This is a genomic window from Gallibacterium anatis DSM 16844 = F 149, assembly GCF_000379785.1.
GTDB lineage: Bacteria > Pseudomonadota > Gammaproteobacteria > Enterobacterales > Pasteurellaceae > Gallibacterium > Gallibacterium anatis.
In genome coordinates this window covers 1-18,353 of record NZ_KB903748.1, presented here as the reverse complement: position 1 = coordinate 18,353, position 18,353 = coordinate 1, and the positions used below count along the sequence as shown (strand labels likewise).

The 18,353-nt window shown below is 41.4% G+C and carries 20 protein-coding genes; 11 read left to right on the top strand and 9 right to left on the bottom strand.

Annotated features, from left to right (window positions below; genetic code table 11):
- On the bottom strand, positions 1 to 488 hold a 488-nt coding region (locus A3EO_RS13585; RefSeq protein ID WP_169333132.1), incomplete at its 3' end, for a hypothetical protein.
- A gap of 372 nt (positions 489 to 860) precedes the next feature.
- On the opposite strand from A3EO_RS13585, the gene A3EO_RS0111570 reads away from it, so the two are divergent.
- From A3EO_RS0111570 to mreD, 3 genes are all read left to right on the top strand, one after another.
- A complete protein-coding gene (locus tag A3EO_RS0111570; protein ID WP_026211131.1) occupies positions 861 to 1,913 on the top strand; it encodes a rod shape-determining protein in 1,053 nt (350 codons plus the stop codon).
- Positions 1,914 to 1,975: 62 nt separating this feature from the next.
- A complete protein-coding gene (gene mreC / locus A3EO_RS0111565) occupies positions 1,976 to 2,968 on the top strand; it encodes a rod shape-determining protein MreC (RefSeq protein ID WP_013745225.1) in 993 nt (330 codons plus the stop codon).
- Positions 2,969 to 2,979: 11 nt separating this feature from the next.
- Positions 2,980 to 3,468 (top strand): rod shape-determining protein MreD, encoded by a 489-nt coding sequence (gene mreD, locus A3EO_RS0111560; protein WP_013745226.1) that lies wholly within the window; start codon positions 2,980 to 2,982, stop codon positions 3,466 to 3,468.
- On the opposite strand, the gene A3EO_RS0111555 is transcribed toward mreD, so the two are convergent.
- Positions 3,465 to 4,526: an AI-2E family transporter gene (locus tag A3EO_RS0111555; protein WP_013745227.1), complete on the bottom strand. Its 1,062-nt coding sequence runs from the start codon at positions 4,524 to 4,526 to the stop codon at positions 3,465 to 3,467. The genes mreD and A3EO_RS0111555 overlap by 4 nt on opposite strands.
- 109 nt (positions 4,527 to 4,635) lie before the next feature.
- On the opposite strand from A3EO_RS0111555, the gene A3EO_RS0111550 reads away from it, so the two are divergent.
- The gene (locus tag A3EO_RS0111550) at positions 4,636 to 4,947 is read left to right on the top strand and encodes a DUF5377 family protein (protein ID WP_018347263.1); all 312 of its coding nucleotides are present in this window, start codon (positions 4,636 to 4,638) and stop codon (positions 4,945 to 4,947) included.
- A gap of 1 nt (position 4,948) precedes the next feature.
- Here A3EO_RS0111550 and hda read toward each other — a convergent pair whose 3' ends face one another.
- The 3 genes from hda to upp form a co-directional block, all read right to left on the bottom strand.
- Positions 4,949 to 5,650: a DnaA inactivator Hda gene (hda, locus tag A3EO_RS0111545; protein WP_031204604.1), complete on the bottom strand. Its 702-nt coding sequence runs from the start codon at positions 5,648 to 5,650 to the stop codon at positions 4,949 to 4,951.
- A 93-nt stretch (positions 5,651 to 5,743) separates the two neighbouring features.
- A complete protein-coding gene (locus A3EO_RS0111540; protein ID WP_018347261.1) occupies positions 5,744 to 6,982 on the bottom strand; it encodes a nucleobase:cation symporter-2 family protein in 1,239 nt (412 codons plus the stop codon).
- 51 nt (positions 6,983 to 7,033) lie between these two features.
- Complete coding sequence (gene upp / locus A3EO_RS0111535; RefSeq protein ID WP_013745231.1) at positions 7,034 to 7,660, bottom strand: uracil phosphoribosyltransferase; 627 nt, start codon at positions 7,658 to 7,660, stop codon at positions 7,034 to 7,036.
- 206 nt (positions 7,661 to 7,866) lie between these two features.
- Here upp and purM point away from each other — a divergent pair, with 206 nt between their 5' ends.
- A complete protein-coding gene (gene purM / locus A3EO_RS0111530) occupies positions 7,867 to 8,907 on the top strand; it encodes a phosphoribosylformylglycinamidine cyclo-ligase (protein WP_013745232.1) in 1,041 nt (346 codons plus the stop codon).
- The gene (gene purN, locus A3EO_RS0111525; RefSeq protein WP_018347260.1) at positions 8,907 to 9,557 is read left to right on the top strand and encodes a phosphoribosylglycinamide formyltransferase; all 651 of its coding nucleotides are present in this window, start codon (positions 8,907 to 8,909) and stop codon (positions 9,555 to 9,557) included. Before purM ends, purN begins: the two co-directional genes overlap by 1 nt.
- 59 nt (positions 9,558 to 9,616) lie before the next feature.
- Here purN and A3EO_RS0111520 read toward each other — a convergent pair whose 3' ends face one another.
- The 3 genes from A3EO_RS0111520 to mutH all read right to left on the bottom strand — a co-directional run bounded on the left by A3EO_RS0111520 (position 9,617) and on the right by mutH (position 12,409).
- Positions 9,617 to 10,798, bottom strand: coding sequence for a hypothetical protein (locus A3EO_RS0111520; RefSeq protein WP_018347259.1), 1,182 nt, complete (start codon positions 10,796 to 10,798; stop codon positions 9,617 to 9,619).
- 128 nt (positions 10,799 to 10,926) lie between these two features.
- Positions 10,927 to 11,649 carry a TerC family protein gene (locus tag A3EO_RS0111515; protein WP_018347258.1) on the bottom strand — a complete coding sequence of 241 codons (723 nt, stop codon included), beginning with the start codon at positions 11,647 to 11,649 and terminating at the stop codon, positions 10,927 to 10,929.
- A 73-nt stretch (positions 11,650 to 11,722) separates the two neighbouring features.
- Positions 11,723 to 12,409, bottom strand: coding sequence for a DNA mismatch repair endonuclease MutH (gene mutH, locus A3EO_RS0111510; protein WP_018347257.1), 687 nt, complete (start codon positions 12,407 to 12,409; stop codon positions 11,723 to 11,725).
- A gap of 615 nt (positions 12,410 to 13,024) precedes the next feature.
- Here mutH and pflA point away from each other — a divergent pair.
- From pflA to A3EO_RS0111485, 5 genes are all read left to right on the top strand, one after another.
- Complete coding sequence (pflA, locus tag A3EO_RS0111505; RefSeq protein ID WP_018347256.1) at positions 13,025 to 13,765, top strand: pyruvate formate lyase 1-activating protein; 741 nt, start codon at positions 13,025 to 13,027, stop codon at positions 13,763 to 13,765.
- Positions 13,766 to 13,789: 24 nt separating this feature from the next.
- On the top strand, positions 13,790 to 14,806 hold the full coding sequence (galE, locus tag A3EO_RS0111500) for a UDP-glucose 4-epimerase GalE (RefSeq protein WP_018347255.1): 1,017 nt from the start codon (positions 13,790 to 13,792) through the stop codon (positions 14,804 to 14,806).
- Positions 14,807 to 14,819: 13 nt separating this feature from the next.
- Complete coding sequence (locus A3EO_RS0111495; RefSeq protein WP_018347254.1) at positions 14,820 to 16,091, top strand: AmpG family muropeptide MFS transporter; 1,272 nt, start codon at positions 14,820 to 14,822, stop codon at positions 16,089 to 16,091.
- Between the two features lie 73 nt (positions 16,092 to 16,164).
- Positions 16,165 to 16,809 (top strand): adenylate kinase, encoded by a 645-nt coding sequence (adk, locus tag A3EO_RS0111490; RefSeq protein WP_018347253.1) that lies wholly within the window; start codon positions 16,165 to 16,167, stop codon positions 16,807 to 16,809.
- Between the two features lie 132 nt (positions 16,810 to 16,941).
- A complete protein-coding gene (locus A3EO_RS0111485; protein WP_018347252.1) occupies positions 16,942 to 17,898 on the top strand; it encodes an AEC family transporter in 957 nt (318 codons plus the stop codon).
- Between the two features lie 113 nt (positions 17,899 to 18,011).
- Here A3EO_RS0111485 and A3EO_RS0111480 read toward each other — a convergent pair.
- A partial coding sequence (locus A3EO_RS0111480; RefSeq protein ID WP_018347251.1) for an integrase core domain-containing protein occupies positions 18,012 to 18,353 on the bottom strand: 342 nt, incomplete at its 5' end.

Sequence of the window (18,353 nt, the reverse complement as noted above, 5' to 3'; positions counted from 1 at the left end):
GCATTAGTGTTTTTAGTTATAGCTGTGTTGTTCTCCGTTATCGCATTAGTGTTTTTGGTTATAGCTTTGTTGTTCTCCGTTATCGCATTAGTGTTATCTGTTATCAAAGTTTTATTTGTCTCTATAAAAGTTGTATTTTCACCTATGTCTCTTTCTAATGTCCCAATTATTGTCTCTTTCTTTAATTTTTTAATTTCTTTAACAGCTTCGGGATCATTCCTATTTTCATTCTTTTCGCCAGGAATATAATCCAAAACGTACTTCCGGTACAATTCTGATTGTTTATTAGGATCTTTGGGGTCGATTACTTTTTCCAAAGTATTAACACCAAGTATGGCATCAATAAGCTTTAGTCTCTCACAAGGAGCACAATCATAAGGATCCTGTATTTCATCGCCATCCCCCGCTTCTTCTTCGTCTTTAGCAAAAACATTAAAAGATATTGACAACATCAGTGTTAAATATATAAAAAATGATCTATCTAACATAGCGATTTCCCCTCACTTTAAGTAATGAATAACAATAACATTTAAGACGTTTATTTATGATGCATCTTAAATCTCAGCATTAATTTAAATCTTTGCTGTTTAAAATATATCCGGTTAGGGGGGGGGGGGAAGCAACTAAAAAAGCTCGGATTTGTAATTTTAATTTCACTTTTTACTCTTTTTTACTCTTTTTAACCCCGTGGTTGCTTTTATTTTCAACATAAGAATATCGAAATAGTCTTTTTTTGTTTTAATGATTTTTATAAAAAATCCTATTCTCTCCCTGTTAAACAGCCCGATTTTTTGGTAAATTTACACCAATTTTTTTCACTGTAAAAACAACCCCAATTTAATTACTCAGATAAGCGGAAAATTATGTTTAAAAAAATTCGTGGTCTTTTTTCTAATGACCTCTCTATTGATTTAGGTACAGCTAATACTCTCATTTACGTTAAAGGTCAGGGCATTGTGCTTGATGAACCTTCTGTAGTGGCTATCCGTCAGGATCGCGTCGGCTCTTTAAAAAGTATTGCCGCTGTCGGTCACGAAGCAAAATTGATGATCGGTAGAACACCAAAAAGTATCAGTGCGATTCGCCCAATGAAAGACGGTGTGATTGCCGACTTCTTCGTCACTGAAAAAATGTTGCAATATTTCATTAAACAAGTTCATCGCAATAACTTTATGCGTCCAAGCCCACGAGTGCTTGTTTGCGTGCCTGCCGGCGCCACCCAAGTGGAACGCCGTGCAATCAAAGAATCAGCCTATGGAGCTGGTGCTAGAGAAGTGCATTTAATCGAAGAACCAATGGCGGCAGCAATCGGTGCCAAACTGCCTGTTTCTGAAGCGACCGGTTCAATGGTCATCGACATCGGCGGCGGTACAACCGAAGTTGCCGTGATTTCATTAAACGGTGTGGTTTACTCCTCTTCTGTTCGTATCGGCGGTGACCGTTTCGATGATGCCATTATCAATTATGTGCGCCGTACCTTCGGTTCATCTATCGGTGAAATCACTGCTGAAAAAATTAAGAAAGAACTTGCTACCGCCTACATTGCCGAAGGCGATGAAATCTTGGAAATGGAAGTGCAAGGTAATAATCTTGCGGAAGGTGCGCCAAGAACCTTTACTTTAAACACTCACGATGTTTTGGAAGCAATTCAACAACCGCTTGACGGTATCGTGCGTGCAGTACGCACCGCATTGGAACAATGTCCGCCGGAATTGGCTGCCGATATTTTTGAACGTGGAATGGTGCTTACCGGTGGTGGCGCATTAATGAAAAATATCGATATTCTGTTAGCAAAAGAGTCTGGTGTGCCGGTGATTGTAGCGGATGATCCATTAACTTGCGTAGCGCGCGGTGGTGGCGAAGCGTTAGAGATGATCGACAAACTCGGCGGCGATATTTTCAGCGACGATTAATTTTTAAATCATTCATTTAGCGTGGCTTAGCAATAAGCTACGCTATTTTTAGCTTTCACAGTATGAAACCAATTTTTTCAAAATCCCCTTCTCTTGGTGTTCGATTAGTTTTTGCAACCCTATTATCGGTTATTTTAATGTTTTCCGACGGGCAAACTCGTAATCTATTGCAACTCCGTAGTTTATTGGAAACTGCGGTAAGTTGGATCTATTATTTAGCCAATACCCCACGCTCTTTATTAGACGGTGTTTCTGATAATTTGGTGGATACCAACACCTTGCAAATTGAAAACAAAGTCTTAAAAGATCAACTGTTGGAAAAAAATGCAGATCTGTTATTGCTTGATCAATTAAAAGTAGAAAATCAGCGGCTACGTTTATTATTAAATTCACCGCTACGCCACGATGAATATAAAAAAATTGCTGAAGTGCTTACGGCGGAAACCGATCCTTATCGTCAGCAGGTAGTGATTAATCGTGGCGAAAAAGACGGCGCTTATGTCGGGCAACCGGTGATTGATGAAAAAGGGGTGGTCGGGCAAATTATCTCTGTCGGACAAAATACCAGTCGCATTTTGCTCATTTCCGATGTAACCCATTCCATTCCATTGCAAGTATTACGCTCCGATATTCGTGTGATCGCCAGCGGTACCGGTCGTGCAGATGAATTAGTTTTGGATAATGTATCCCGTTCAGCCGATATTGAAAAAGGTGATTTGTTGGTCACTTCCGGTTTAGGGCACCGTTTTCCGGAGGGCTATCCGGTTGCGATTGTTGAATCAGTATCCCGAGAAGGCAATAACTATTTTGCGACAGTGGTCGCCAAGCCGCTCGCCTCATTGGAGCGTTTACGTTACTTGTTACTATTGTGGCCAACCAACGAAGACATCAAACGTTTACACAATTCACCGAATCAAATTAAAGAGGTGGTTAAACAGCGTTTATCTTCATCTCAACAAAATAACGATGAAAACAAAAGCGGCAATGAAGAGAATGATCCGCCTTTAGAACAGCGTCAGCCGACGCCCGCTAAAGAGAAAATAGAGGAAGAATAAAAGGAATCTTTATGAAAGCAAATGTGTTATTTCAATGGCTGATGATCGCCTTGACTTTCGTGATCGCTTTTGTCTTGGAAATTATGCCTTGGCCGGCGGAATTCAGAGGCTACCGTCCGGCGTGGGTGGTTTTGGTTTTGCTTTATTGGGTAATGGCAATTCCGAATCGAGTCAATATCGGCATTGCCTTTTTAGTCGGCTTGGTTTGGGATCTGATTTTAGGCTCAATTTTGGGCATCCATACCTTAATTTTATCCATTTTTGCCTATCTGATTGCCGTTAATTCGATGATTTTACGCAATCTCTCTTTGTGGCAACAAAGCCTATTGGTCATTTTGTTCGTTTTTCTAATCCGTTGCAGTATCTTCTTGTTGGCACTGTTTTTACACAGCGCCGTATTCGATTCGCAAGAATTTATTGGTGCAGTATTAAGCGGCGTTTTATGGCCTTGGTTATTTCTGATCTTAAGAGGACTACGCCGCAAACTAGCACTACGTTAATCAGAGCCGGTGACCGGAGGCAACGCAGTGATAATGGCTTTCACCAGCGTTGCCAACGGAATGGCAAAGAACACGCCCCAAAAGCCCCACAAACCGCCAAAAAAGATAACCGATACAATAATCACCAATGGATGCAAATTAACCGCTTCCGAGAACAGCAACGGCACTAATAAATTACCATCCAAAATTTGGGTAATGGTATAAACCAGCATTAAATAACCGAACGTTGCTGACCAACCGAACTGAAACAGTGCCACCAACGCCAACGGAATCGTCACCAAGACAGCGCCGACATAAGGCACTAACACCGATAAACCAATCGCTACTGCCAGCAATAAAGAGTAATTCAGTTTGAAAATCAGGAAAGTAACATAACTGACCGCTGTTACCACCACAATTTCAACAACCTTGCCGCGAATATAATTGGCAATCTGCTGTTTCATTTCATCCCACACCTGATTTACTAATTGGCGATTTTTAGGCAGAAAACGGCTCACACCGGAAATCAGATAGTTTTTATCTTTCAATAAAAAGAAAACCATCAACGGCACCAAAAAGGCATAGATGCCCAATGTGACCAAGCTGACAATAGAAGTTAAAGAATAACGCAATGCCGATTCACCGAAACCGAGAATTTTCTCACGTAAACCATTGAAAACGGTATCAATCATCGCGTAATCCACATACTCAGGATAATTTTCCGGCAAAGAAAGCACCCATTGATGCAACTGATTGCTCATTGTCGGCAGATCTTTCAATAGGTTTACGGTTTGATTCCAAAGAGTCGGAATCATCACAATAAAGACAAACAGCACTGCAGCGATAAAACCGCCCAGTACCAATGCTAAAGCCAATAAATGCGGAAATTTAAATCTTGTCGTCAGATACTGAATCGGTAATTCCAATAGGTATGCCAACACAATCGCAATCAATAACGGTGTGAAAAGATCGCTAAAAAAATAAAATCCGACACAAACTATCAACAACAGACTGAACAGTCCTGCCGCTTGCGGGTCACTAAAACGGCGTCGGTACCACTCTTTAAATACAGCCAACATACCCTACTCCTTAATCAAAAACCCTTAGATTATAAGCAAGTTATTTACTTGAATAAAGGGAGAAACTATACTATGCGCACCTTTTTATTGGCTATATAAGGAAGCACGAATGAGTAAATCAGCAGAAAATCAAACTTACCCTCTCTACCAAAACAGCTGGGTGGTACGCCAGAGCGATCCGGGTGAAGAAGGGGCGAGAAACCATTTATTTGAAACCGTTTATGTACAACTGGATGCACACTATAACGGCACCGCACTTAGCTTTCACTTTAGCCGTAAAGTAGAAGATAAAGTTGAATTTTCTCAACAGTTTAATGATTTAGAAACACTGTTTAAATTCTTAGGCGAATCACTTGATCCAGTTTCTTTAGGTTTGCTAGGGGTAAAAATCGGCGAATTGAATGTCCAATTAGGCAAATAATTTATAAATGGAGTTGCTCTTTAACGAACGGAATAGTTAATTTGCGTTGTGCCTGTAACGAAGCCTTATCTAACTTCTCAAGCACAGAAAAAAGGTAGGTTAAATCACGATCCAAACGGTTCAACAAAAATTTTGCCACTTCATCGGGCAATTCCAATCCTTGTTTACGAGCCGCCTGTTGCAAAACAGCGGCTTTTTTATCATCCGAAAGTTCCGCCAGCTGATAAGTTTCCCCCCAGCTTAAACGGGAACGCAAATCGGGCAATTTAATCGGTAACTGTTGCGGCGGCTGATCGGCACTCATCAATAACAAGGTTTTGCCGGTTTCTTTAATGCGATTAAACAGATCAAAAATCGCCACTTCCCATTCATCATTGCCGGCAATCGCCCCCAAATCATCAAGACAGACCAAATCCAGCTCTTCCAATTCTTCTAAAATTTCCGGTGAAAAATAGTGGGTTTTAGTCAAAGGGATATAAATTGCGCTACGTTCCTGTTGCAGAAACAGATTATTAGCGGCTTTCAACACGTGCGTTTTACCGCTGCTTTTCGCTCCCCAAATATAGAAAAAATTTTGTTGCAGATGAGCAAAATTCTTAAACAGCGAATTACATAACAACTGATTGCTGTCTGCATCAAAATTATCAAATGTTTCAGGATCAAATTCGTAAATCGGTAAAATGTATTGATATTGCAAACAAATACCTAAAATAGCCGGCAAAAAATTGGTTATAAGAATAAAGAAAAAAGGCGACTTGAGCAAGCACTCAAACCGCCTGTTTTGATGATTTAGCGATTAATTTTCTGTTTTTTGTGCTTTCGGCAAAATTAAGTTCAACAAAATCGCCACAATCGCACAGAGGCTAATTCCTTTTAATGACACTTCGCCGAAATTGACAAACATTCCGCCGATACCGAATGTCATTACCACAGAAATAATACAAAGGTTTCGAGATTCAGTCACATCCACTTTGCCACGAATTAAGGTGCTCATCCCGACTACAGCAATCGAACCGAATACCAACATCATAATGCCGCCCATTACGATGGTTGGAATAGTGGATAAAAATGCCCCGACTTTACCACAAAACGAAATGGCAATCGCCCAAACTGCTGCCCACGTCATAATGGTCGGGTTGAAATTCTTCGTCAACATCACCGCTCCGGTCACTTCTGCATAAGTGGTATTCGGCGGTCCACCCAAGAATGATGCCACTGAAGTTGCCACACCGTCACCAAGCAAGGTGCGATGCAATCCCGGTTTTTGTAAGAAATCTTTTCCGGTTACCGAACTGATCGCCATAATTCCGCCAACGTGTTCAACCGCCGGAGCAATCGCAATCGGTAGCAAATAAAGAATCGCTTCCAACTTAAATTCCGGAGTCGTAATTGTTGGCAAACTGAACCAAGGCGCATCATAAACCGGTTGCAAGTTAATTAAGCCCATAAAGGCACAAACAATATAACCGGCGGCAATACCGAACATAATCGGAATTAATTTCATAATACCTTTAGCAAAAACCGCCACGCATAAGGTTGTCAGCAACGTGATCATTGACACCAAAATCGCCTGATCATAGCTGTAATTACTGTTCTTACCCAATGCCATATCCACGGCAACCGGTGCCAGCCCCATCCCGATAATAATAATCACCGGACCGACCACAATCGGCGGAAAGACTTTTTGCAACGCTTCCACACCTTTCATTTTCACCAACGCGCTTAACGCCACATACACCAATCCGGCACAGGTTAAGCCGCCAAGTGTCACCGGAAAGCCCCAAGTGGCAATACCGTATTGAATCGGTGCAATAAAGGCAAAAGACGATGCTAAGAAAATCGGCACTTGGCGTTTGGTACATAATTGAAACAACAACGTACCGACACCGGCGGTCAATAATGCGGTATTACTGTCCAAACCGGTAATCAACGGCACCAACACCAATGCACCGAAAGCAACGAACAACATTTGCAGACCAACAAACGCCTGCTTCACTTTACTTTCAGAAATTTGAGATTGAGTATCTTGACTCATAAAATAGTTTCACCTCTCTGGATAAATTAACTAAAAAAAAGATATTCAATACTACTTAGTACCGAATATCTTATCGCCGGCATCCCCTAAACCAGGAATGATATAACCGTTTTCATTCAAATGATCATCAATGGATGCGGTGTAAAGTTCCACGTCCGGATGTGCATTCTGTAACGCACGAATACCTTCCGGCGCAGCGACTAACACTAACACTTTAATTTTTGGACATTGCGCCTTTTTCAATAAATCGATAGTTGCAATCATTGAACCGCCGGTCGCCAACATCGGATCGACAATAATCGCTAAACGCTCTTCCATATCCGGCGCCAATTTTTGGAAATAAGGCACAGGTTCTAAAGTTTCTTCGTTGCGATACATTCCGACCACACTGATTCTCGCACTTGGAATATGTTCCAACACCCCTTCCATCATTCCAAGACCGGCACGTAAAATCGGCACAACTGTCACTTTCTTACCTTTAATACGATCCACCTGTACCGGACCGCACCAACCTTCAATCGTTACCACTTCAGTTTCTAAATCGGCGGTTGCTTCATAAGTCAACAAGCTGCCCACTTCTGTAGCCAATTCACGAAATTGTTTAGTACTGACATCAGCCGCTCGCATTAAGCCGAGTTTATGTTTTACAAGCGGATGTTTCACTTCAACGATCTTCATTTTGCTGTCCTCTAAAATTTAAAAAAATCGCACGATTTTATACTTTCACACTGAAAATAGCCAGCGAATAACGGAAAAATATGACAATAACCTAATCTACCTCAAAATATTTCTCCGTTTTCCCCTCGATCAATATCGCAAACGATTGCGTAATCGTGGTACAATCTGCGCCCGAAATCATCTATAAACCCTGCAAAGGAGCAAAAGTGGACAAACAAACTTTAAGTTACAAAGATGCTGGTGTCGATATTAATGCCGGTAATGAATTAGTTGATCGTATCAAACCTCACGTTAAACGCACTCGTCGTCCTGAAGTGATTGGCGGATTGGGCGGTTTTGGCGCATTGTGTGCCATTCCAGCCAAATATAAAGAGCCGATTTTGGTGTCCGGAACAGACGGTGTCGGCACAAAATTACGTTTAGCGATTGATCTGCACAAACATAATTCTATCGGTATCGACTTGGTTGCGATGTGTGTCAATGACTTAATTGTTCAAGGTGCTGAGCCGCTTTTCTTCCTTGATTACTACGCCACCGGCAAATTGGATGTCGATGTTGCCAGTGATGTGATCAAAGGTATTGCCGATGGTTGTGAACAATCCGGTTGTGCATTAATCGGCGGTGAAACTGCCGAAATGCCGGGAATGTATCACGCTAACGATTATGACCTTGCCGGTTTCTGTGTCGGTGTGGTAGAAAAAAATGAAATTATTGACGGCAGCGAAGTTCGTGTCGGTGATGCATTAATTGCATTAGCCTCTTCCGGTCCGCACTCCAACGGTTATTCCTTGATTCGTAAAATTCTTGAAGTCGCAAAAGTTTCCGCCGCCGAAACACTTTTAGAAGGAAAACCGTTAGCAGAACATCTGCTCGCACCGACCAAAATTTATGTGAAATCCATTTTACAATTAATTAAACGTGTGGATGTGCACGCCATTGCCCACTTGACCGGCGGCGGCTTCTGGGAAAACATTCCGCGCGTTTTGCCGGATCACGTTCGTGCCGTAATTAATGAACAGAGCTGGCAATGGCCGGCAATCTTCAAATGGCTACAACAAAACGGCAATGTGGATACTCACGAAATGTATCGTACCTTCAACTGTGGTGTCGGAATGGTGATTGCTTTGCCACAGGAAGATGTTGAAACTGCGCTTGCTCTGCTCGCACAAACCGGCGAAAAAGCGTGGGTTATCGGGCAAATTGAACACCTTGATGAACAAGACAAAAAACAGGTAATTATCCGCTAATGTCATCAAATAAAAAAAGAATTGCCGTTCTGATTTCAGGCGAAGGACAAACATTACAGGCGATTATCAACGCCTGTAATGCCGGTAGACTTAATGCCGATATTGTTACCGTAATCAGCAATAAAGCGGATGTTTATGGTCTGCAACGTGCTAAAAACGCCAATATCCCGACGCATACTTTTTTACGTAAATCTTATGCTGATAATCAACAAATGGATATGGCGATTGCCGATATTTTAGAACAATATCAAGTTGATCTGATTGTGCTTGCCGGTTATATGAAAATTTTAACTGCCACTTTCACACAACGTTTTGAAGGAAAAATTCTCAATATTCATCCTTCTCTGTTGCCTAAATATCCCGGCTTACACACCTATCAACGTGCATTGGAAAATCACGACAGTGAACACGGTTTCAGTATTCATTTTGTCAATGAAGAGATGGACGGCGGACAGATAGTGTTTCAGTGTAAAGTGCCGATTTTGGCGACAGATGATGAAGATTCGCTCTGCAATCGAGTCAAACAGTATGAACAGCGTTATTATCCGCAAGTGATTGGCTGGTTTGTCGAGGGTCGTCTTAGCTATCGCACCGAAGCCTATTTCGACGATAAACCATTGACTTCACCGATTGTTGAATATCAGGAATAGCAGATCACACAGTTGCTAATAATATTTTCTAAGATTATTAGCAACTTTCTAAAAAGGTACTATGACCCCAATCTGTTCAAAACAATTTCTACTGCATAAGCATCGGCGGTAGATACTTCCAATTCAATAGATTCTGCCGATTTTGTGGTACTCAATTTTACTTGCTCGCCTAAACAAAAATAGTTAATTAACTCAGCATAAGGAATAGAAAAACTTCTCTCTATTGAGGAAAAGACAACTCTTTGATTAGTGATCACCAAGTCACCCCAAGCTTTGGTCGTTTGCGTTTCTTTTTCAAGTCTACCGTTTGTGTACCCCGATCCAACACCGACACCTATTTTTGATTCCGAACCAAGTCCCATACCAATAAAGCCACTTGTTGTATTTCCACGTAATACATAAGAAATATCTTTTCCTATCCATTGCGCAGTGACTTCAAGATACACCACTTCGCCCGGATTTTTAAAAAAAGAAGCGACACTATAAACGGATTTCAGATCCTTATTACGTAAATTATAATTTCGTGAAAGATCATCCAAAACCCGATAACATTCTGTACTCTCACTTCGTTTTAATTTCACTGCATCAAAAGCATTTTTCAACCGAGAAATGGTAGATGAATTCACAATAAAATAATCCGTAGATTTAACCAGTGATTTACACGCCTCTTCAGCGTATTTTATTCGCTCCCTATCCGATAATAAGGTTAAACCTTGATAATGAAACTTCTTCAGATCATTACGTAATTTTTCATCCATATATGAAACTTGTCTAAATTGTTTCAGTAACTGAAGAAGTTGATTGCGCAATTCTTGCTTTTTCTGTTCTTCTTTTATTGCATCCTTAATCGATTTCCACCACTTTCTCAAAATATTATTGATCTGAAAAAATACTTTATTTTTCTCTTTATCAGTCATCTTAGTTTGAGATATTGTCTTCTCGACAATAGTGTCTGTTTCCGCCTGTTTCTCTTCTTCAGGTATACTTTTTCTTTTCAAACCGACTAATATAAAACAGACAATAAAGATTGCCAGTAATATCAACGAACTTTGCTGTTGTTCCGGCTTTTCATTAGGAATAGCAGTGATACCGGCACCGATAAAAAAACCTAATATAGACAAAATAAGAATCTGCCATCTAGCAAAAAATTTCTTCCTAAAAATAAACACCTTAGGTCGAATTAAACCAATAACTCCGGCAATAATAAAAAATAAACTTAATAAAACACCGAAAATTTGCATAAACTATCCTTACTCTGCCATATAGCAACATAAAGCATTTTTCTAACACGCTTTATCACCAGAACAATTTAAATAAGCTTAAAATTTTCAGCTATCCCCAAATTATCGAGAGGATAGCCAAAACTCACTTACCCCTTTTGGCTCAAATGTTTGCGCATTCTTAGGTTGATCATCTCAACACAAACCGAGAAGCCCATAGCGAAATAAATATAACCTTTCGGAATATGGAACGACAAACCTTCGCCAATTAAAGACACACCGATCAAAATTAAGAACGACAATGCCAAAATTTTTAATGTCGGATGTTCTTCCACAAAATCGCCAATCGGTTTTGCCGCAATCATCATCACACCGACCGCTAAAATAATCGCCAAAATCATCACTTCGACATCATTCGCCATTCCCACCGCAGTAATCACCGAATCAAGTGAGAACACAATATCAAGCAACGCAATCTGAATTAACACCCCGATAAAATTCACTTTTTTCGCCGGTTTCTCTTCTGTGCTGGCACTCTCTTCCATATTATGATGAATTTCCAGCGTACTCTTCACCAACAGGAACAAACCACCAAGCAATAAAATCAAATCACGTCCGGAAATCTCATATCCTGATACTGAAAAAAGCGGCTCGGTTAAACGCATAATCCACGCCAATGACAACAATAACAGAATACGCGTTCCCATTGCCAAACCTAAGCCTAAAATCCGTCCGGATTGACGCTGATGCGCCGGCAAACGCCCCACCAAAATACTGATAAAAATAATGTTATCAATACCTAATACAATTTCTAACGCCGTTAAGGTAAAAAGAGCAACCCACGCTTCCGGGCTGCTGATCCACTCCAACATAAATTCTCCAAATTCAAAGTTAATCAAATGCTCGCCATTCTATTTAACAATGACGAGTGCGATACTATAAAAGCTAACGCGGTGAAAGGGAATAGCCGTTATTCTGAAAATTACGCAAAATCTTGGCAGTAAAATTTTTTCGCAAATAAAAACCCAGCGGCAAGGTATCAATAACCTGCCCCTGTTGCCCGATCGCTTTGGTAAGTGCCCGATTGTTATTCCCTTTCGGACGCAACTGCATCACTTCTCCGATTCGAGCATCAATTTTTTTCACCTCCCCTAACACAATTAAATCCATTAACTCTTCCCAATCCTGTTTTAACTGTGCCTCCTCTTCCGCACTCGGTTGCCATAAAATCGGCTGCCCGACACGCCGTTGTGCCAATGGAATCGTGCGCTCGCCTTCGATCGGTATCCACAACACTTTTGACAATTTATAACGCACGTGCGAACACTCCCAAACAATGCCGTTGTTATCAATCAACGGTGCCAAACTGACGAACGTTGTTTCCAACGGCTCACCGAAACGATTGATCGGCACAGTTTTCAATTCAATACCAAGATGAGCAAAATCCTGTTCCGGTTTACTGCCGGCAGACGCACCCAAAGCGCACTCAATTAAATTCCCGACCCAACCCTTATCTCGTCGTAAATCTTGTGGCACAACAATCTGCAACTGTGCGGCAATATCGGCAAACGTTCTGCCGGCGAGTTGATAAGCTCGCTGCATTAATTGTGATTCAGTAATTGGGGCGTTCAAAATGACTCCTTATCGATTGATTAAAAAATAAACTCAAGTTTTCCAATTTTCTATTTTTTAGGCAATTATTTTTAAACTAATGATTTATCAATAAATTTATTTTTGCCACTGTTTAAAAAAACAACGCTGTTTTAATTATACGCATAATTCCTGCCATTCAATCACAATTTTATCCACAGTTTCTCTGAATAACTCACAGTATGGATAAAAAAACAGTATTGATTTTTTAAAATTTAACAGCTTTTTAAAACTTTTCCGACAAACCGATCCAGTTTATAGCAATGACAATGGCTGATTTTATAAAAATTTAGACAAAATCTCAAAAACCGCCACCTCAAAAAATCCATTTAAAATCAAATAGAAAAAACAGATATCCACCGCATTTCACAAATTTGTCTAAAAATTTCCACAAAGTTATCCACAGAAGTGCATTTTATTACGACTAAATAGAAAGTTATACCCAAGCAAATGAACAAAATCTCTGTTGTTATACAATTTAATGCAAACAGATGATTTAATGCAAAAAAGCAGTAATTAACGCTGCCTGACATTTACAACAAATTCAGTTAAAATTAAAAAATTTTTGAAGATAGTATAATCATAAAGGCAGGTAAGATGTCAGTAGTTGGAAGAATCCATTCATTTGAGTCGTGTGGTACGGTTGACGGCCCGGGAATCCGTTTTATTTTATTCACGCAAGGCTGTTTAATGCGTTGTAAATATTGCCATAATCGTGACACGTGGGATTTGCATAGCGGTAAGGAAATTACCGTTGAAGAGTTAATGAAAGAGGTGGTGACCTATCGCCACTTTATGAATGCCTCCGGCGGTGGTGTTACCGCTTCCGGCGGTGAATCTATTTTGCAGCCGGAATTTATTCGTGACTGGTTTCGTGCTTGCAAAAAAGAGGGTATCCATACTTGCTTGGATACCAACGGTTTTGTGCGTCATTATGATCAGGTGATCGATGAATTGCTCGATGTAACCGACCTTGTTCTGCTTGATTTAAAACAGCTTGATGACAGCATTCATCAGGATTTAATCGGCGTTTCCAATAAACGCACGTTGGAATTTGCTAAATATCTGCAAAAACGTAACCAAAAAGCCTGGATTCGTTATGTGGTCGTGCCGGGTTACACCGATGATGAACACTCGGTGCAGTTATTGGGCGAATTTATTAAAGATATGAAGAATATCGAAAAAGTCGAACTGCTCCCTTATCACCAGTTGGGTAAACATAAATGGGAAACGCTCGGCTTAAAATATGAATTGGAAGAGGTTAAGCCGCCAACAAAAGAGTCATTGGAAAAAATTAAGGCTCAGTTGGAACAATTCGGCTTAACCGTAAAATATTAAATTAATTTACCGAAGGAGGTAACAATGGCGGTTTTGGTTACAGGCGGTGCCGGTTATATCGGCTCGCACACTGTTGTCGAACTACTCAATGCCAATCGTGAAGTAGTGGTGTTGGATAATCTTTCCAACTCCTCTGCTAAATCTTTGGATCGTGTTAAACAGATCACCGGCAAAGCGGTAACATTTTATCAGGGCGATGTGTTGGATCGAGCCTTATTAAAACGCATTTTTGCCGACCATAACATTGAATCCGTGATCCATTTTGCCGGCTTAAAAGCGGTAGGCGAAAGCGTGGTCAAACCGATTGAGTATTATCGTAATAATGTTGAAGGCTCGTTGACGCTGCTTGATGAAATGCGTCAAGCCGGTGTTTTCAATTTTGTTTTCAGCTCTTCCGCCACCGTTTATGGTGATCCGGAAATTATCCCGATTACCGAACAATGCAAAGTCGGCGGCACCACCAACCCTTACGGCACATCAAAATTTATGGTGGAACGTATCATTATGGATGTGGTGAAAGCCATTCCTCAATTCAGTATGACCATCTTGCGTTATTTCAATCCGGTCGGTGCGCACGAAAGCGGTTTGATCGGTGAAGATCCGAACGGTATTCCAAATAATCTTTTGCCGTATATCAGCCAAGTGGCAATTGGTAAATTACAACAACTTTCCGTCTTTGGTAGTGACTATCCAACCCACGATGGCACTGGTGTGCGTGATTATATTCACGTGGTTGATTTAGCAGTCGGGCATCTTAAGGCACTGAATCGTCACGAAAATGATGCTGGTCTGCATATATATAATTTAGGTACAGGAACCGGTTATTCCGTATTAGATATGGTACACGCCTTTGAAAAGGTAAATAATATTAAGATCCCATATCGTCTAACTGACCGCCGTCCAGGCGATATTGCCGTTTGCTATTCTGATCCATCATTAGCATTAAAAGAACTGGGTTGGAAAACCGATCGTGATTTGGAACAGATGATGCGCGACACTTGGAATTGGCAAAAAAATAATCCGAACGGATATAAAGATTAATCAGGAACCACCTATGCCGGTAAATACCTCCGTTTCCAAGCAAATTTTTAGCCGTAATATGCTTATTTGTGTATTTACCGGTTTTAGTTCCGGTTTACCGCTCTATATTTTAGTCAGCCTGATTCCCTACTGGCTGCGCAGCGAACAGGTCGATCTAAAAACGATCGGTCTGTTCACCTTAATCAACTTACCCTACACTTGGAAATTTTTGTGGTCGCCACTGCTCGACCGTTACGCCTTACCGCTGTTAGGTCGGCGGCGAGGTTGGATTTTTCTGTTTCAATTACTGTTGCTGTTTACTCTGCTGACATTTGCTTGGCTGACACCGCAACAAGATTTAACAATGATAGCCGCACTTTCCACCATTGTGGCTTTCTTCTCTGCAACGCAAGATATTGTTCTGGATGCCTATCGACGTGAAATTTTAAGCGACAATGAACTGGGGCTAGGAAACTCGATTCACGTTAATGCCTATCGTCTTGCCGGATTAGTGCCTGCCTCGCTCTCGATCTTTTTAAGTGCTTATTACAGCTGGTACAGCGTCTTTATTATCACCGCTCTTTTTATGCTGCCCGGTTTACTGGCAACACTCTTTATCGCTCGTGAACCGCTACTGAAAGCGGCACCGCCGAAAACCCTAAAACAGACCGTAATCGAACCTTTTACCGAATTTTACCAACGCAAAGGTACAAAACAGCTGATTTTAGTGTTGTCGTTTATGTGCCTGTATAAACTCGGCGACACAATGGCAACCGCATTACTGACCCCTTTTTATATCGATATGGGATACAGCAGTTTGGATATTGCGCTCATCGCCAAAAACGCCGGTTTATGGCCAATGTTGATCGCCAGTATTGTCGGCGGTATTTTGATGTTAAAAATCGGCATCAATAAAGCGTTATGGTGGTTCGGGCTGGTGCAAATTCTCACCATTTTAGGCTTCGCTTGGTTGGCGCATTTCGGGCAATTCCAACAAGTCGGACATTTTGAACTGTTCGCGTTAGCGTTGGTAGTCGGTGGCGAATATATCGGTATCGGCTTAGGCACCGCCGCCTTTGTTGCCTTTATGGCAAGAGAAACCAATCCGCTTTATACCGCCACCCAATTAGCCTTATTCACCAGTTTAGCGGCACTGCCCCGCACATTATTGGGCTCAAGCGCAGGTTGGCTGATTGAACAATTAGGTTATTATCACTTTTATCTGCTCTGTTTCGTGCTGGCGATTCCGGGAATGCTGTGCCTGTTTTGGGTCGCTCCTTACAAAGCAGCAACAACCGAGCAATAAATTTTTAATTTAGCTTGTGTTTACTACCACATACAGGTAAGGTATTCACATTTTTGAACGACAAGAGGTATCTATGAAAATTATTCTTTTAGGCGCACCGGGCGCAGGCAAAGGCACACAAGCCCAATTCATTATGAATAAATACGGTATTCCACAAATCTCAACCGGCGATATGTTGCGTGCCGCAATCAAAGCCGGCTCTGATTTAGGCAAACAAGCAAAAGTGTTAATGGATGCCGGTAAATTAGTGCCGGATGATTTAATCATCGCATTGGTTAAAGATCGTGTTGCACAACCTGATTGCGCAAAAGGTTTCTTATTAGACGGCTTCCCACGCACTATTCCTCAAGCGGACGCTTTAAAAGCTGCCGGTATTGCGATCGACTTCGTATTGGAATTTGATGTGCCGGATGAAGTGATTGTGGAACGTATGAGCGGTCGTCGTGTACACCAACCGTCCGGACGCAGCTACCACATTGTTTACAATCCGCCTAAAGTGGAAGGTAAAGATGACGTTACCGGCGAAGATTTAATTATCCGTGCCGATGACAAACCTGAAACCGTATTGGATCGTTTAAAAGTTTATCACTCAACAACACAACCATTAGTTGATTACTATAAAAAAGAAGCGGATGCCGGTAAAACTGCCTATTTTCGTCTTGACGGTACCTTAACCGTTGATGCTGTCAGTGCAAAATTGGCAGAAATTTTAGGTTAATTTCCTTTCAATTCGTTTCGCAACGAAACATAAAATAATGGCGACGTGTGCTGATCATTTTCATCAGCACACTTTTTTCTTCACAATGAGCTAACTCCTCGTTGCTATGTTAACCCGACAAGTGAGGTAAAAATGGAGGGATTTCTAGCATCCATATCATTTTCTATCGGCGTCACCTTGCCCAATATTTTAATGCTGTTTTTAGGAATCTATCTGCGCCGTATCGGAATGATCAACGATCAATTCAGCCAACAGGGATCAAAATTAGTTTTCAACATCACCTTGCCGGCACTGCTCTTCCTCAGCATTGTGCAACATCCGACCGATTATGCCGCACAGCTCAAAATGGTGTCTGTCGGTTATCTCGGCTGTATCATTATTTTCTTACTGTCTGAATTTTACGCCGCCAAACATATCGAAGATAAACGTGAACGCGGCACCTTCGTGCAAGGCGTTTTTCGTGGCAACAGCGGCATTATCGGCTTATCGCTCTGTGCCAACGCCTACGGCTCCGCCGGCATCGCTACCGCATCGGTTTATACGGCGGTCATCACCATTTTATACAATATTTTAGCGGTGATTACCCTAAGCCGTTCACTTGCTGCCAACGGCAAACCGAACCTAATGCACATCTTGCGCCAAATTGCGAAAAACCCATTGGTCATTTCGATTGTGTTGGCATTACTCATCAGCAAACTCGGTTTCACTATTCCTAAACCGCTGATCAGCACCGGCGATTACCTCTCCCGAATGACATTACCGTTGGCACTGCTCTGCACCGGTGCCAGCTTGGATTTAAAAGGAATGGATACCTCTTCAAAAATTGCTTTTCAATCCAGTATCGGACGCATCTTTTTTGCACCGTTAGTGATGGTGGTTTTCGCACGTGTCTTTAATTTAGACAACATCAGTTTAGGCGTGATTTTCTTAATGAGCGCCACACCGGTTGCCGTCGCCAGTTACCCAATGGTACGGAGTATGGGCGGCAATGCCAAAACCGCTGCTAATATTGTTGGCATCACTACCATTGGTGCGATTGTGAGTTCTGCTATTGGGATTGTGATTTTGAAGCAGTTGAATTGGATGTGAGGTTTTGTTTCAACCGACTTTCTTACTTGTGGATAGTTTGGATTTCGCCTAAAGACGACCTACTTTCTTACTTGTGTAAGAAAGTAGGCAAAGAACTGTAGTGATCCACTAAATCAGCAGTCCCTAATAGGTTTTTTCGCTAAAACTGGCGGTAATCCTTGATTATAGCTATGCGGTCTCACCCTGTTATAGTAAAACACATACTGTTTAATATCTTCCTTGGCTTCATCTAATGAAGAATAACCGCCCTTTAACATCCATTCATATTTAAAACTCCTAAACCAGCGTTCCATCGGTGCATTATCCCAACAATTTCCTCGGCGACTCATACTTTGTATCAAACCATGCTGTTTCACACATCGTATAAATGACTCACTCCCATAAATACTGCCTTGGTCTGAGTGAAACAACATCTTCCTCGTTCTTTCCGTTGTCAGCATGGCATGATTTAATGC

Excerpts from the sequence above, each read along its gene's own strand:
- galE (WP_018347255.1), top strand. The coding sequence starts at position 13,790 with ATGGCGGTTTTGGTTACAGGCGGTGCCGGTTATATCGGCTCGCACACT.
- A3EO_RS0111520 (WP_018347259.1), bottom strand. The coding sequence starts at position 10,798 with ATGCAAATTTTCGGTGTTTTATTAAGTTTATTTTTTATTATTGCCGGA.
- mreC (WP_013745225.1), top strand. The coding sequence starts at position 1,976 with ATGAAACCAATTTTTTCAAAATCCCCTTCTCTTGGTGTTCGATTAGTT.
- A3EO_RS0111555 (WP_013745227.1), bottom strand. The coding sequence starts at position 4,526 with ATGTTGGCTGTATTTAAAGAGTGGTACCGACGCCGTTTTAGTGACCCG.
- A3EO_RS0111515 (WP_018347258.1), bottom strand. The coding sequence starts at position 11,649 with ATGTTGGAGTGGATCAGCAGCCCGGAAGCGTGGGTTGCTCTTTTTACC.
- pflA (WP_018347256.1), top strand. The coding sequence starts at position 13,025 with ATGTCAGTAGTTGGAAGAATCCATTCATTTGAGTCGTGTGGTACGGTT.
- upp (WP_013745231.1), bottom strand. The coding sequence starts at position 7,660 with ATGAAGATCGTTGAAGTGAAACATCCGCTTGTAAAACATAAACTCGGC.
- purN (WP_018347260.1), top strand. The coding sequence starts at position 8,907 with ATGTCATCAAATAAAAAAAGAATTGCCGTTCTGATTTCAGGCGAAGGA.
- A3EO_RS0111540 (WP_018347261.1), bottom strand. The coding sequence starts at position 6,982 with ATGAGTCAAGATACTCAATCTCAAATTTCTGAAAGTAAAGTGAAGCAG.
- A3EO_RS0111495 (WP_018347254.1), top strand. The coding sequence starts at position 14,820 with ATGCCGGTAAATACCTCCGTTTCCAAGCAAATTTTTAGCCGTAATATG.
- A3EO_RS0111550 (WP_018347263.1), top strand. The coding sequence starts at position 4,636 with ATGAGTAAATCAGCAGAAAATCAAACTTACCCTCTCTACCAAAACAGC.
- A3EO_RS0111485 (WP_018347252.1), top strand. The coding sequence starts at position 16,942 with ATGGAGGGATTTCTAGCATCCATATCATTTTCTATCGGCGTCACCTTG.
- adk (WP_018347253.1), top strand. The coding sequence starts at position 16,165 with ATGAAAATTATTCTTTTAGGCGCACCGGGCGCAGGCAAAGGCACACAA.
- mreD (WP_013745226.1), top strand. The coding sequence starts at position 2,980 with ATGAAAGCAAATGTGTTATTTCAATGGCTGATGATCGCCTTGACTTTC.